We start from the raw sequence: 14,536 nt of genomic DNA, 5'->3' as shown, positions 1-14,536 counted from the left end.
TCACAATACAGCAATTGCACTTAAAAGCAAAATATTAACCTCTGACATACTGCAAAATATTATCGGTAAAAAAGCCATTTATCCTCAAATACACTCTGCTACTTTTACCTTTTAATCCATGAAAAAAATGCCTTGTCTGACATGATATCAAAGCTAAAAAAACCACAAAAAAAGGTGCCTAAGCACCTTTTTATTATTAATAAACACCACTCTCTACAGCAGTTTTCTCGCGGCATCGACCACGATTGAAATGGCGCTTACTTCCGTTTTCTTCATTGTTGCTTCATCAGGAATTTCTTGTTGAGTGCGGTTAACAATCACACCTGCGACACAAGCTGCACGCCAACCTTGCGATGCGCACATGGTAAATAAGGTTGCCGATTCCATTTCATAATTCAGCACCCCCATGGCTTGCCACTCTTTCATTGAACCGGCAAAGCGCTGAGTCACTCGGCCTGAAACGGTGTCATAGCGTTCTTGACCAGGATAGAAAGTGTCTGAAGAAGCAGTAATGCCAATATGAGGTTCAACTCCTGCATCACGACAAGCTGCAACCATTGCAGTAGTACAATTGAAATCAGCAGCGGCTGGGAATTCTAGTGGTGCAAAGTGTAAGCTAGCACCATCTAAACGTACTGAAGCTTGTGTCACAATCACATCACCCACATTCACTTCTGGCTGAATTGCACCAGTAGTACCCACGCGCAAGAAAGTGGTTACCCCAAGCTGTGCTAGCTCTTCAACAGCAATAGAAGTCGAAGGTCCACCAATACCTGTAGAACAAACTACAACAGCCTTACCGTCAATGTACGCTAAGTAAGAAGTGTACTCTCGATGACTGGCAAGAAAAGTAGCATTATCCATCAGTTCGGCAATACGCTGAACACGCTCTGGGTCACCAGGCACAATTGCCAGTGTCGCCCCATCTAACATGCTTTTGGTCAGTCCTAAGTGAAATACATCAGACATGTGGAACCTCTAATTATCTTGTATATGAAATTCATTGTTTTAAAAACTGTATACTAGTCTACACTGAAAAAAGGTTAACTGGATCACATAATGTCTTTTATCTTCTGATAACCCTCTATTAACTTCACAATTACCCTCATTCAACTGATATTACGGATAACGCCCACCAGTATTGAGTTGTAGATAAATTTTGCTATCAAATAATTCATTTGCTAGGCAGCTAGCATAGTCCAATTATCTGGTTTCATTTGTGAATTAACTGTGAATTTGATTTATATCAAATATATATTCCCCATAAAGGCATAGGGTTAAATTAATCAATAAGGATTTTTCTAAGACTCACGGAGCCCAGCCTATGTTTCCAGAATATCGCGAACTTATTAGCCAACTAAAGACCAGTGACGCTTACTTCTCAAGAAAGTTTACCGAACATAATCAACTAGATGAAAAAATAAAGGAACTTGAAACCCACAGCAGTACCGATCTAGATTCTGAGCTCAAAGTGCTTAAATCCAAAAAACTCCATTTAAAAGAAGAAATTTTCGAAATATTGCGCAAAAAATCAGCATAGGCTTACGCAGCAGTCATGGACTATTCGTAATCGTGTTTACTAAGTAAAGAATCCACCTTCTGAAGAAGGTGGCTTTCATTCAGCCCCCTAAAAGGGGGCGTTTCAGTTATTTTGTAGCCTCAGTAGCATCTATGAGTAATGATATTTAAAGCCGTTGAAAACATGGATGTTTTCGTCGAGCCCACAGGGATGTGCTTGCTGCGTGCTTTAAATATCATTGCATAGCTGAATCAACCTCAAGCTGGCATGCCATACAAACAAAGATACAGGCAAACCCTAATTGATGATAACCACCTACTGAAGTTGGTGGTTTAGGGCTGAAAATAAAAAAGGACGCTAAGCGTCCTTTTTATTGCCTAAGTTTAATGACTTAACGTAATAGTTTTGCCAATGCATCCGCATCATCAATAAACTGAATACTTTTAACGGTTAAGTTATCTAATGTCACCAATGTCGCCACATCTTTATTGCTTGGCAGGTTTGATGTTGCATCACCTTCTCTATCAAGCCCAACTGAAAATGGATAGTCTTTCATTCTTGGGACCGCAATAAATCGAGAAATCAAACCAGGCATTTTACTGATGTCCGCAAGATAAATAATGTCAACGGCATCGTTATTTTCATGCTGCTCTAACGCAAGTTGTACCACTTCGCCCCCTTTCATATCCCGGCTAAACAGTAAATATTGTGTTTCGCTCGTGAGTGACAACGATTGCTCAAACTGGTCTTCCAGTTTAATTTCAGCCAACTGGCTACCCACATTGATGGTTTGGGCTGCAGCAGCGAAGCTGGCTAAAAAGCCGATACATAAAAATGCAGATTTTAATAATGAGGCCATGCTCAATCCTATAAATGATATTTGTTGATGGTATCTTGCACTATCTCAGTGATTTAACTAGCAACAGGAGAGTTTTCCTTGAAGTGTGTCACACCCAGAAACAACTTCGATCAAAGATAAAAAAATTGTTATCATGCTCACTCTGGCAACCGCTGTAAGCCACATGTGATAAAGGACAATCCAATGAACCAAGCAAGTTTAGACCAAGAATTGCAACAACTCGAAAATGCCTACAATTTTATTCTCGACTTTTTAATGCGCTATAGCTTACAACTTATTGGCGCGATTGTGATTTTCTTGATCGGTCTCCTCGTTGCTAGCAAGGTTTCAAATTTAGTTGCCAAGCAACTGAAAAAGCACAATATCGATATTACCTTAACCCAATTCACCTCGAATTTAATTCGAATAACCATCATCATCATGGTTGCGGTGATTTGTTTAGGCAAGCTGGGGATAAGTGTAACGCCAATGGTTGCCGCCATCGGTGCGGCTTCATTAGGTGCTGGTCTTGCATTGCAGGGCATGTTGTCTAATTATGCCGCAGGTATCACTATCATTGTGACCCGCCCCTTTGTTGTGGGAAACACGATTGAAATCAAAGGTGTTGCAGGTGTTGTTGATGAAATCAAACTTGGACAAACAATTTTAACCAATGAAGAAGGTGAGCAAATCAGCATTCCTAATAAGCATATTGTGGGCGAGATTTTACATAATTCCTTTGAATATAAGCTTGTTGAAACCCGCTTGAATATTGAATACCAATCCGACACAGACCAAGTCATTGCCATCATCGAACAACAGCTCGCCCAGTCAAATTTTGTCAATCAACAGCAGAAACCTCTGGTTGGTGTTAATGCCTTTAACTCTATCGGCATCGAAATCGGCATTCGTTATTGGGTGCCAACACCGCAGTATTTTGAAGCCAAATATCAAACAAACCTCGCTGTGATTAACGCATTACACAGCGCTGGCATCAGCATCCCATGCCCGGTCAGAGAAGTTCATATACAACACTAATTTTAGCTCCTACACAAGGCCGCCATTTCGCATCAGTGCAACTGGCGGCCAAGCATTTTAGCACTTTTCAAGCACTCAGCTTGATACAAGATTTTAAGCCTGCAGCACACCTAGATAGCCACCTTCCTCTTTAATAGCACGCCCAACTTCCAGCTCGGCTATTGACACATTGTTTTTCTAATCAAATACCTAAAATCTTTACAAAACGATTATTAAAGTCATAAAAGTCAACTTTACAAAACATTAAGTAAAACAAACTTGACATGATTGATATTTCAGCACATAGTAAAGGTCAAGCTAGCTTTACATAATGACAAGGTAACTTTAAGGAGAAAGAAATGAAATCAGCAGACAATGAATGGAAGCAACAGCAGTGTGTTAATACCAAACGTTTAGCTCGTTGGACCTTTGCATGGGTCGTTTCGTTAGCGGTAGCCGTCTTTGGCCCAGAATTTATTTGGCAAGATCCTTCAATGACCTTATCCGCTATTCTGATCAATTTTGCAGTGGGTTTAGTGATGATTATTGCTAACAAGAAACATTTAACTGGTCTTGATGAACTACAACAGCGCATACAATTAAATGCCATGGGGCTCAGTTTAGGTATCGGATTAGTGGCTGGTATCAGTTATTCAACACTCGATACCACTGGCATTATTAATAGCCATGCAGAGATCTCACACTTGGTCATTTTAATGTCGCTAACATATATGTCGGGCATTTTACTGGGCAATAGGAAATATCAATGAAGAATCGACTCAAAGTGTTACGAGCTGAACGCGATCTCACTCAAGCACAACTGGCAGATTTACTAGGTGTCTCTAGACAAACCATTAACGCTATTGAAAAAGGTAAGTTTGACCCTAGTTTACCTTTAGCATTTAAAGCTGCCCGCTTATTTGAGCTAAAAATTGAAGAGATATTTCAAGATGAGGTATAGCCTTAATGGCACTCGCGCTACCAAGCTCGGGTGCCATGAAGCTTGTATTGGAATATTCGCTAATGCACAGCTTCTTAATAAAGTTTTAGTTCTAAGAGCTAAAACTAAGTACTAAAACTAAGTGCTAAAACTAAGTGCTAAAAGCCCAAGGATGAGAAATAGGTTAAAGTACAAAATTATCGTCTTACAAACCCCGTTGCCACTCTTGCCTTAATGGCACCATGCCTTGCAGTGCCTGCTCTACTTGAGCAAGCAATGTTGGTTTATCCTTGCCTAGCACGCCCTTTAATACGAGGTAGTTAGACGCATGATCAGAGCGGAATATCGTTTTGTTGAGCGTTAAACCATCCAATAAGGTATGCATTTCCGTTAATAGACCTCGCTGATCAGGCAATAAAAATTGACCATCAAATGCGGCATCCATTTTTTCAGTACCTAAGGGTAAAGTGACGACGAGTGTGGATAAATAGTCTGGCTGCGCTTCATTCATTAGCAACGCAGAATGGCGAGCATGTTGCTGCGATAATTGCTCACCGCCCAGCCCCATTAATATCATGACTGAAGACTTCATGCCGGCATCACGGATTTTCTGTAACGCGGTAAGCGAACTCTGATAAGTTTCACCCTTTGCAATTCTTTCAAGTACCTCGTTATCACCACTCTCACAACCGACATACATAAGCGATAAGCCCATTTCACGTAATTCAGTTAACTCACTTACCGTCTTATTATTCAAGTTTCTAGGTAAGCAATAACTGCTTATTCGCGTCACACTGGGCAAATGTGTATTGATCAGTTGGCAAATGGCCTTTAACCGTGCAAAAGGTAGACTCATCGCGTCACCATCAGCTAAAAAGACCCTTGAAATAGGCTGACTCGATTGTGCAGCAGCCAAGATGTCCGCCTCAATTTTATCCACTTTCTGAGCCCTAAACTTTTTTTGAGGCTGGGTATACATGTCACAAAAGCTACAGCGATTCCAACTGCAACCATTAGTCACTTGCAAAATTAATGATTTCCACTCAGAAGGAGGTCGAAACACGGGCTCAATATACTGGATCACAGGCATCCCTTGTTGAACAATGTCAAATTCACGATCAATAACACATTAAAAGTGAACTCAATATGCATAATTTACGTAGGTATTTGCATGAGTATTTGACTAAAACTACTTTCCAAACCCATTTTTATTGTTATATTAGTTCCGTTAACCTTCTATTAACAATAATAAATATACAGGTAGCATTGATTATGAACCAAGTCGCACATCAATTAAATGATCGTCGCCAAACGAGTTTAACTAATGAAGCACACTGGGATAACACAACTGCAGATCAAAAAGTCGCGCTATATGATCTGAATCGTTACGGGTATCAACTGATGTTTGTCAGACAAACCCCAAAAGGGCCACTGGCAGTCGTCACTCAAAATAATGACATTGCTGTGATTCATGCAGATGGAGAGGTTGATTTAAGACCCAAAATTACACTGCGTACTGAACACTAAGCACTAAGCAGTAATATAAATAGCCAATGTGATTCATGCCTTACCCGTAGGTAGGGCACACTGCCCTTCTCTAACAAACGAGTCGAGTGAAATACGACCTCTCTCCAGCTCCCTAACATCTTCCACACGAAAAAAGCTTAATGGCATATAATGATATGCGCTACGCAATCACCTGATTGAATAGTTCCACATGATGTGACTCAACTAATTGCGGCATCACATTATGAAAATAATCTTGGATGGCATCTTTTTGACAATGCATATCAAAAGCCGCTCTATCTACAAACTTTTCCACAAATGCGACTTTATTTTCATCTTCTAAACTGACATTCAGCTCATAGCGAATACAGCCTGATTCACGACGAGTATCAGGAATAAGTGCGGCCAATGCAGCCACTAACGCATCACGTTTACCTGGCTTTGCAACAAATTGCGCCACACAAACTAATTGTGCTGTATTAATAGTGTAGTCAGACATGTAAATCCTTATTTTTAATTGTAAATATGGTGAGTGCTTATATTGCGTAAGGCTTTAAAGCATTGAGTTGTTAATCACTATTCAGCTTGATAAACCATATCAATGTGTGGGATGTCATCTTCAAGGTACATGGGGGATATGGTTTTGAAACCAAGCTCCACATAAAAGCGTTCTATCGCTTGTTGTGCACCAATTTGTATACCCGCCTTTGGCCACTTAGCTAACGCTGTATTGATGGCATGATGCATTAATGGCGCGCCTAAATTGTGGCCTCTGTATTTTGACGCAACAATCACTCGGCCTATGCTTGCTTGCGGATAACTTAGCCCCGGCGGCAGTACTCGGGCATAAGCAACCATGTCTTGTTGGTCATTAACCGCAAATACGTGTACGGCTTCAGCGTGTCTGTCTTTATTATCTAACTCCGGATAGGGACAGTTTTGCTCAACGACAAACACATTCACACGCAACTGCATAATGTTATAAAGCTCATCAAGGCTAAGCTCATTAAAACTGAGGAATTTCCACTTTATTGAATCTGTTAAAGGCATAGTGATTAATAATAACAAAGAGGCTTATCCGCTAATCTTACCATGAAAAAATAGTGTCATTCACACACATCTAAACAATCAAAAAAATACCGAGCAAATGCTCGGCATTTTTGACAAGGTACGGCATCTTAGAACATGTATTTCACACCGATTTTCATCTGCCATGCAGACTGATTGATGTCATAAGTATTATGCGTTGAAGTATCAATGCCATCTTGTCCAAATGGGATTGAGTATGTGTAAACCCCTGTTTCAGGATCGTAGCTGTGGTCAACAAGCACCTTGCTACCATAACTTTGATACTCTACTCGACCCCAATCATCATTGAGTAAATTCAGCACATTCTTAATGTCAAAGTACAACATGCCTTTATGCTTTTGAGTAAAGCCCGGTAGTTCTTGAGTAAAACGGAAATCTAATTGATGAACCCAAGGTTGATTATGGGTGCCTTTACCAATTAATCCACCCGCGTATTTACCTAATCCAAGTTCATCAATCGCTCTCTTGAACTCTTCATAGGTTAGGCCACCAGCATATTCAACATTGGCATCATCAGCGCCAGTTGGAATATAAGGCAAGTAAGCGTTTGAGTAGGCGTAATCACCTTGGTCACCAAAACCACGGTCATTATATGAACCTAATACCCAACTCATAGGATTACCTTGGCGCGCCTCATAGAACATATTGAAACTAGACTTGTAGCCCGCAAACAGCTCTGTGTCATAGCCTAAGCTCAAGGTAAATCGGTGAGGCGTTTCATAGTAACCAGGCCCCATTGTTGTACCATTACGGTCGTAACCAACAATTGGATATTGGTAGTTTGAGCCTGCTGTAGAGGAAGAACCTTGGTTACCCTCATCAACTTGGTTATATGCATAACCAAAGCGCATGTTCAGTCCTGAGTCCCAATTTTTTGCCAATGAAAAGCTCAATGTCTTACTTGAGCCATCTTCATCAGCATTGGTCAGCATGAGATCTGAGCGCTCTGTATTCCCGCCTTGACCATCATTGGCTAATGGATCCCAGGTTTCATAAATCACGCGGCCGGTATCATCTGTTCTCACCTTACGGCGGGATAAGTCAACCCATGCAACGTCATTCTCTTTTTGGATATAAAGGAATTCACCGCCGAAGAACCAGTCTTTACCCAACGCTCCTAAGTCCCAAGTACTATCAAAACCGACACTGAAACGCCAGTCAGATGGCAGCTCAAAGTTAGGGTCTAGTGAGTTAGTATTCCCGTCGCCACCCACAAGACCATCTTGTGCTCCGCCCGGCACATTGCCAAAGTCAGGGATACCCCATTCATCATTCCAACCACCGGTATAACTTAATAAACTGTTACCGTCATTTGAGAAGCTATTGGACATCCATACGGTAGGGTAACCACCACTATAACGTCCAAGACCACCTCTTAAAGTCACATTATCATTCATGACATAAGTTAACCCTACACGAGGTAACCAAATATCTAAGCCATCCATGGTACTGTTATTTGCAAAGCCATAGCGCTCAACAAAGTTCTCATTTAATTCAGGTGAATCAGACATCATGATCCTTTCGTAGCGCATACCAAAGGTCATTTCCAAGTCATGGTTAATTTCCCACGTATCCTCTAAAAATATCGCGAGGGTTTCCATGTTAAATTGAGCAGCGACATCATCAGGGTTACCCGATAGTGCATTTTGATAGCGGAAACGAGCGACTATGCCGCGCTCAAAATCTTCAATCGAATTAAAGTCCCATGTGCCCATCGTGTCTTGAGCAAACAAATTGAATACATCAATATTGTTGTATTGGAAACCAAAGCCAATTTTGTGATCATCTAAGTAGTAATCACCTACAAAACGCACTTCTAAGTTTTGATTGTCTAGCTCATTAGATTGACGTGAGCGTTCGGTACCGAAAGTAACCGTGCCACCTTCCGTTTTCACTGCTACTTGGCCAATACCTAGGTTGTCCACAGGATTGGAATTACTGACAGTATCCTTATATGCAACTTTAAACTCAGTGGTAAAGTCGTAACTCCAGTCACTATATAAAATCGCCGCAAATGACTCGAAATCCTCTTCTTTGTCGTACCAATAACTCGATAAGTTTAAATAGCCTTCAGTATCTGATACTCGGTTTGTAATATTGCCGACGGTTTTTTGGTAAGTTAACGATGCGCGGTGATCATCATTAATATTCCAGTCTAGTTTAGCGAGGATCTTCTCATCTTTTTCTTGAGGAGTCGCATTATAGCTACCAATGTTATCAAGGCCATATACACTGCTAGCAATGCTATTTATGCGTTCTAATTCTTCAAGTGTTACCCTTGAATCATTAGGGAATCCAGCACCTGCTGGTCCCCATTCAGCCGCTTGAGGAGCATCAAAGTTCTCGTACGAACCGAAGAAAAACAACTTATCTTTAATCAGCGGGAAACCAATGGTGCCGCCAAATGTGGTTTCTTCGAAATCTTGTTTCAGTGCTTCACCCGTTGACTGATCTTTACCATCCCCAGCCATGCTGTCATTGGTTGTCTCCCAAAACATGGTGCCGGTTAATTCATTGGTGCCTGATTTAGTTACCGCATTAATTTGTGCACCTGAAAAACCACCACTTCGCGCAGTAAACGGTGAGGTATTCAGTGCTACGCTCTCTACGGCATCAATGGAAATTGGCGAACGCTGAGTCGGGTAACCATTGGAGTTCAAACCAAAATCATCATTTTGTGATACACCATCAACGACAAAGGTATTAAAACGCGGGTTTATCCCTGCCACACTCATCGATATGCCATCATTCCCCACTACGGCCATGGGGTTTTGACGTAATACATCTTTAAGATCACGGCTAATGCCTGGTGCATTGGCAATATCATCAGCACCAAACTCGCTGTTACTTCCCGCTGAGCGGTAATAATTTGCATTTCCCACAACACCAATACGTTCTATCTCAGTTACTGGCTTTAACGCTCGATTAAAGCGTAATGTTTCACCTACATTAAGAAACAAACCTTGTTCGACATCATCGGCAAATTCGTCAGAGTCAATTTTAATGATGTATGGCCCACCAACACGTAATCCTCGAGCCGAAAATTGACCATCATCACCGACGGGTACTTCAGTAACAGTGCCTGTTGGTTCGTGAATAATGGTAATAGTTGCATCAGTAACAGCATTCCCCATCGGACCAACAATATGACCTCGAATGTTAGATGCTGTTTGAGACGCGGTCGCAGGCAAAGATACGACACCTAATGCAAAGCAAGTCGCTAGCGCTAAACGACTTATTTTATGGTTTATCATTTTGTTACCCCTGAAAAATTATAATTAGCTAATTGGTTTAGCCTTATATGAAGCCGTAATAAAACTTCAGGGCGGATGCTATTAATCGTTTATTTCAGAGATATTTCATGTTTGTAGAAAAACGCATCGATAAATAAATTATACATTTACAGATTGCCCATTTATGTAACGGGCTATTCTTGCTTCTTTTTTATTGATCGAGCTAGAAAGCCGATACAATGTCGGTTAACAGACTTTAATCTTATTAATAATGCGAGACATTTAAGAACGTGTTTATATTTAAATTGCTTTATGACTGTTTGTTTAAAGTTTTACTACTAAGTTAAAAGTCAAAGACTCAATACAACCCCAAAACAAGCCGCTTACAAACATGAAAATAAAATCAAACAAAATGGCAACTTTACTAGAGTAGCTAGTGTATGATCAGCTAAGAATTATAGAGCACTCAGTTCATATTTTATTCTGAATTAAAGTGACATATACAGCACATATTAGATTCTGCCGCAGTTACACCGCGGCAGCTTACTTGATTAGACTCAATGAGTTATTTAAGAATACAAGCACTACCCAATCAAATTTGTCACAAAAATATAATTTAAAAAAGATATTTTCATAATACTCTAACTTCATGATTCGGTGCCTCTAAAAGCGCCAAGCCACCTAAATCATTTATGGAATTATAATGAAAACTACAATTATCTTATTTACTGCAACCGTCGCGTTAACAAGCTTCATTAATTCTCATGCTCATGCGTGGGGACAAAATGGTCACCGCATAATAGGTGAGTTAGCGCAAAAAAACCTCACGCAAGCTGCACAGGACAATATTAACCAGCTGACACTAGGCGAATCACTAGCACAAATGTCAACATGGGCTGATGAAATACGCTCAAACCCAAACTGGCATCACGCATCACCGTGGCATTATGTTTCAATAGAAGATGATGAAACTTGGAAAACACTAGATAGAAACCCAAAGGGCGATATTATCGAAGGCCTCAAGAGGTTTGAAAAAGTGTTAATCGATCCTAAAGCAAGCCAATTAGAAAAATGGCAGGCATTGGCTTTTTACGTCCACTTTGTTGGTGATATTCATCAGCCATTGCATGTTGGCTACAATCATGATCATGGTGGTAATAAAATTAAGCTCAAATGGTTTGGTGAAGAGACAAATCTACACTCTGTTTGGGATACCAAGCTGATTGAACATCAAAAATTAAGTTATACAGAGTTCACTGACTTCATCAGTCGTATCTCAGATGAAAACATGAAAAACTGGGTAGGAAAAAGCTACTACGATTGGGCCGATGAGTCTAAGTCTTTGCGTGCTGCCGCCTACAATTTAGAAAAGAACCGTGATGGACAACCTGATCTATGTTGGCAATATGTGTACGACCATACTCCAACAATTAAATTACGCTTACAACAAGCTGGCATTCGTTTAGCAGATAAGCTTAATACTCTCTTTGCCAAGTAACTCTCATATGCTTACGAGTCATTAAACTTAACCAGCCTTCTAGTTGAGTCTCCTATAATAAAGCGCAACATATGGTCTGCGCTTTTTCATTTTCATAATCGTGTCTAGATACTCTCACACTTAAAATAAGGCTCGCACTTAAAATAAGGCTCGCACTTAAAATAAGGCTCGCACTCAAAGTCACGTTCACATTAAAAGTCACGTTCAAAGACTCAATAAATGAGATGTCTGTAACGAATGTCGACTCCCCGATCTATCAAGCCGTTAGCTAGCTATAACCGATTTAAGGATGAAGCTTAATCGAAAGTGATTATGAAGTGGTGCCATGTAGAAATAATGATGCTGCTAATTAAGCAGTGATTGTCGGATAGATAAATATAAAAAGGGAGCCTACAGGCTCCCTTTAAGTGACTCAAACATCAGGGCTATAATCACATCCTTGTGTAACGTGATGAAGCGTTATTTAACAGATGTCTAAGTCTCAGAACAATTAACGTTCAAATACGTGGTACTTATCGATACCGAACGACTTACCAGTATCATGACACGTTGCACAAGATTCCATTGTATCTTGCTTATACCACTCACCAGTTACAGCTGGAACATTGAACTCACCACCATTTTGCTCCATGTGATTCTGAGCTGCAGCACTATCGTGACAAGCAATACAGTTCGCCATTACTGGGCTAGTCATTACTCCTGAAACCCCTTCATTAAATGCTTTAGAAAGCATGTATTGGTTAGGGATATCAGCAAGGCTAACGCCTTCAGCATGACAAGACACACAGTTATCAGCATTTAAGCTGTCAGCAGAGTTAGCTTCTGGCGCTTTAGCACCTAGCATGTTACCGCGACCCCAGTGCATGCTGTGAACCATTGGGCCATAACCAGGAGCAGAGTATGCACCTCTTCTGTCTTGACCATTGTTGTGACACGCTACACAGTCCATGCCGCCATCATTGTAGGCACCATTTTTGTGGTAGTTAGTTTCACTGGTGTGACATGTAGTACAGCTATCGCTAGAAACTGATAGACGACGCTCATACGCCATTGCAGGCTCAAGAGTGTCGAAGTCTACTGCATCAGAATAAGCAGTGAATGAGATAGTGTATTCATTATCGCTGTCCATCCAACCGTCATAGCTTAAACCAATACGTGCTGAAGCCATGATTGATGAACTTTCAAATCCAGCATTAGTCACTGGGTAACAATGGGTACGTGTACCGTCATCATTGTCAACCTTGTATTCACCCGTAGTGTGACCACCAAAGCGACCTACAATTGACTCGTCATAGTAACCATGTAGATATGCGCCAGCGTATACAATCGGCTGCTCAGCGATATGAACTTGATCGCCATTCTCATCACCTGGGTTATACAGGTCACCAATATTTAGTTGAGTCATTGTTTCACCCTCAACTTCATATAGCGACATAGTTGTACACCACTCACCAAGATCATTCTTGAACGGGTCAGTCGTTTCAGCCATGTAACCTACACGCATTGCTTGAAGCGTGTCTAGACCAGATTTGTCAGCATGGAATGCACGTGCATCGAAGCCATCAGCAGGTACGATTGGCGCCGACATACCATCACCATGACAATCGCTACAACCATTACCAGCAATACTTGTATTGACTACAGGTTCAGCGTGACAGGTGTAACAGTTAGTTGGGTTAAAGTCTTTTTCAAATTTTTGGTGGTTGATATGACCAATTTTTTGAAGTGTAGCTGTTGCATAACCACCGTTTTCTTCTGCACGAGAAACATTGTTATGACATACCAAACAACCAGCAACAAAATCAGTTTCACCATCCATATTCACCGCTGTGTAACTCGCGTGACGTTGGTCTGAAGTAGCATAATCAACGTGACAGCTGAAACATGTTTCAGTGGTTGACGTGTGGATCATGTCTGGTTTCGCAACAACAACTGGGGCTGAGCGTGCAATTTCAGTAGTATCATCACCACCTACTCGTAGCCAAACAATACCTTCTGATGCAACATTAACTGCAGGCATAGGTGCGACAAATTCATACTTACCTTCACCCATGGCTGTCAATACAGCGCCTTCTTTACTGGTGTCAGTATAGCCACCAATTACGCCATCACGATTTAACACCATGCCTTTTTCGGTTTTTTCAGCGAACTTGGCCTCAGCTTTTACTAAACCGTCAACTAATACGCCTTCTTCATTCATTACTTCAAATTCATAACGAATTTGACCTTCTTCGATAGCATGACTAATCACATTTACACTGGTGACTTCAGAAACTTCTGTCACTGGTGGAGTAGGCCCTGGACCAGGTTCACCTGGTGCACCATCTTCACCATCTTTGCCGTCTTTACCGTCACTACATGCGGAGATTGCCATTGCGGTTGCAATGACAAATGCGATTTTGCATTTATTAAATTGTCTCATCTTATGCCTCATCATCTTACTGTTGTAAACTTGCTGATTAGCCTGTTTCTTGTTGGGTCACTTATTGCTAATTCACTGCAAAAACCGTCCGTGCCAAATACAACTTGTTGCTAATCCGTGGTTTATATATCTATGTATATATTTTTAGGTATACACCTTGGTTAAACAATAGCTTAAGAATAGTTAAAATAGGTCGACCTCGCTCACAAATTTCACATTACAGAAACAGAGTTATCGACCATGAAAATTACTACTTAAAAACATAAACTTAGTTAAGAACAAGGTGTAGCCAAATGTATCACCAAGTCAGTTTGTATGTATCAGACATTGGTCGTAATTAGTGAGGTGTTCAACACAACTAGGGCGCCCCTGTTACCGCAAATACCGCTTGGTTGTGAGTTTCAGCCATTAGTACTTCTAGTTGTGATGGTACCAAGCAGATAGTGGAGCATTCGATTGGATGACGACAAAACG

At 40.9% G+C, this 14,536-nt stretch carries 13 protein-coding genes; 6 read left to right on the top strand and 7 right to left on the bottom strand.

All coding sequences use genetic code 11. The annotated features are described in order from the left end of the window. Positions 1-213: 213 nt before the first annotated feature. The gene (gene udp, locus ACHUGF_RS07750) at positions 214-969 is read right to left on the bottom strand and encodes a uridine phosphorylase (RefSeq protein ID WP_394130223.1); all 756 of its coding nucleotides are present in this window, start codon (positions 967-969) and stop codon (positions 214-216) included. A 355-nt stretch (positions 970-1,324) separates the two neighbouring features. On the opposite strand from udp, the gene ACHUGF_RS07745 reads away from it, so the two are divergent. Then, positions 1,325-1,540 (top strand): YdcH family protein, encoded by a 216-nt coding sequence (locus ACHUGF_RS07745; RefSeq protein WP_394130222.1) that lies wholly within the window; start codon positions 1,325-1,327, stop codon positions 1,538-1,540. A gap of 370 nt (positions 1,541-1,910) precedes the next feature. On the opposite strand, the gene ACHUGF_RS07740 is transcribed toward ACHUGF_RS07745, so the two are convergent. After that, positions 1,911-2,378 carry a hypothetical protein gene (locus ACHUGF_RS07740; RefSeq protein ID WP_394130221.1) on the bottom strand — a complete coding sequence of 156 codons (468 nt, stop codon included), beginning with the start codon at positions 2,376-2,378 and terminating at the stop codon, positions 1,911-1,913. Between the two features lie 183 nt (positions 2,379-2,561). On the opposite strand from ACHUGF_RS07740, the gene ACHUGF_RS07735 reads away from it, so the two are divergent. From ACHUGF_RS07735 to ACHUGF_RS07725, 3 genes are all read left to right on the top strand, one after another. After that, positions 2,562-3,395, top strand: coding sequence for a mechanosensitive ion channel family protein (locus ACHUGF_RS07735; RefSeq protein WP_394130220.1), 834 nt, complete (start codon positions 2,562-2,564; stop codon positions 3,393-3,395). A 338-nt stretch (positions 3,396-3,733) separates the two neighbouring features. After that, entirely contained in the window at positions 3,734-4,144 is a 411-nt protein-coding gene (locus ACHUGF_RS07730; RefSeq protein WP_394130219.1) for a hypothetical protein, read from the top strand. Further along, positions 4,141-4,335 (top strand): helix-turn-helix transcriptional regulator, encoded by a 195-nt coding sequence (locus ACHUGF_RS07725; RefSeq protein WP_394130218.1) that lies wholly within the window; start codon positions 4,141-4,143, stop codon positions 4,333-4,335. The genes ACHUGF_RS07730 and ACHUGF_RS07725 overlap by 4 nt, the downstream gene beginning before the upstream one ends. Before the next feature lie 184 nt (positions 4,336-4,519). Here ACHUGF_RS07725 and ACHUGF_RS07720 read toward each other — a convergent pair whose 3' ends face one another. Then, positions 4,520-5,404, bottom strand: a complete 885-nt coding sequence (locus tag ACHUGF_RS07720; protein WP_394130217.1) for a radical SAM protein — start codon at positions 5,402-5,404, stop codon at positions 4,520-4,522. A 182-nt stretch (positions 5,405-5,586) separates the two neighbouring features. On the opposite strand from ACHUGF_RS07720, the gene ACHUGF_RS07715 reads away from it, so the two are divergent. Continuing rightward, the gene (locus tag ACHUGF_RS07715; RefSeq protein ID WP_394130216.1) at positions 5,587-5,841 is read left to right on the top strand and encodes a hypothetical protein; all 255 of its coding nucleotides are present in this window, start codon (positions 5,587-5,589) and stop codon (positions 5,839-5,841) included. 160 nt (positions 5,842-6,001) lie between these two features. On the opposite strand, the gene ACHUGF_RS07710 is transcribed toward ACHUGF_RS07715, so the two are convergent. From ACHUGF_RS07710 to ACHUGF_RS07700, 3 genes are all read right to left on the bottom strand, one after another. Beyond that, positions 6,002-6,319: a putative quinol monooxygenase gene (locus ACHUGF_RS07710; protein ID WP_394130215.1), complete on the bottom strand. Its 318-nt coding sequence runs from the start codon at positions 6,317-6,319 to the stop codon at positions 6,002-6,004. Positions 6,320-6,396: 77 nt separating this feature from the next. Then, entirely contained in the window at positions 6,397-6,852 is a 456-nt protein-coding gene (locus ACHUGF_RS07705; RefSeq protein WP_394130352.1) for a GNAT family N-acetyltransferase, read from the bottom strand. A 146-nt stretch (positions 6,853-6,998) separates the two neighbouring features. Then, positions 6,999-10,163 (bottom strand): TonB-dependent receptor, encoded by a 3,165-nt coding sequence (locus ACHUGF_RS07700; RefSeq protein WP_394130214.1) that lies wholly within the window; start codon positions 10,161-10,163, stop codon positions 6,999-7,001. A 682-nt stretch (positions 10,164-10,845) separates the two neighbouring features. Here ACHUGF_RS07700 and ACHUGF_RS07695 point away from each other — a divergent pair. Further along, positions 10,846-11,640, top strand: a complete 795-nt coding sequence (locus ACHUGF_RS07695; protein WP_394130213.1) for a S1/P1 nuclease — start codon at positions 10,846-10,848, stop codon at positions 11,638-11,640. Positions 11,641-12,130: 490 nt separating this feature from the next. Here the strand turns inward: ACHUGF_RS07695 and ACHUGF_RS07690 are convergent, their stop codons facing one another. Further along, the gene (locus ACHUGF_RS07690; protein ID WP_394130212.1) at positions 12,131-14,062 is read right to left on the bottom strand and encodes a multiheme c-type cytochrome; all 1,932 of its coding nucleotides are present in this window, start codon (positions 14,060-14,062) and stop codon (positions 12,131-12,133) included. Positions 14,063-14,536 lie beyond the last annotated feature (474 nt).

Origin of the sequence: Shewanella maritima, from assembly GCF_043643735.1 — a bacterium.
GTDB lineage: Bacteria > Pseudomonadota > Gammaproteobacteria > Enterobacterales > Shewanellaceae > Shewanella > Shewanella maritima_A.
This window is presented reverse-complemented; position numbering and strand designations above follow the sequence as displayed.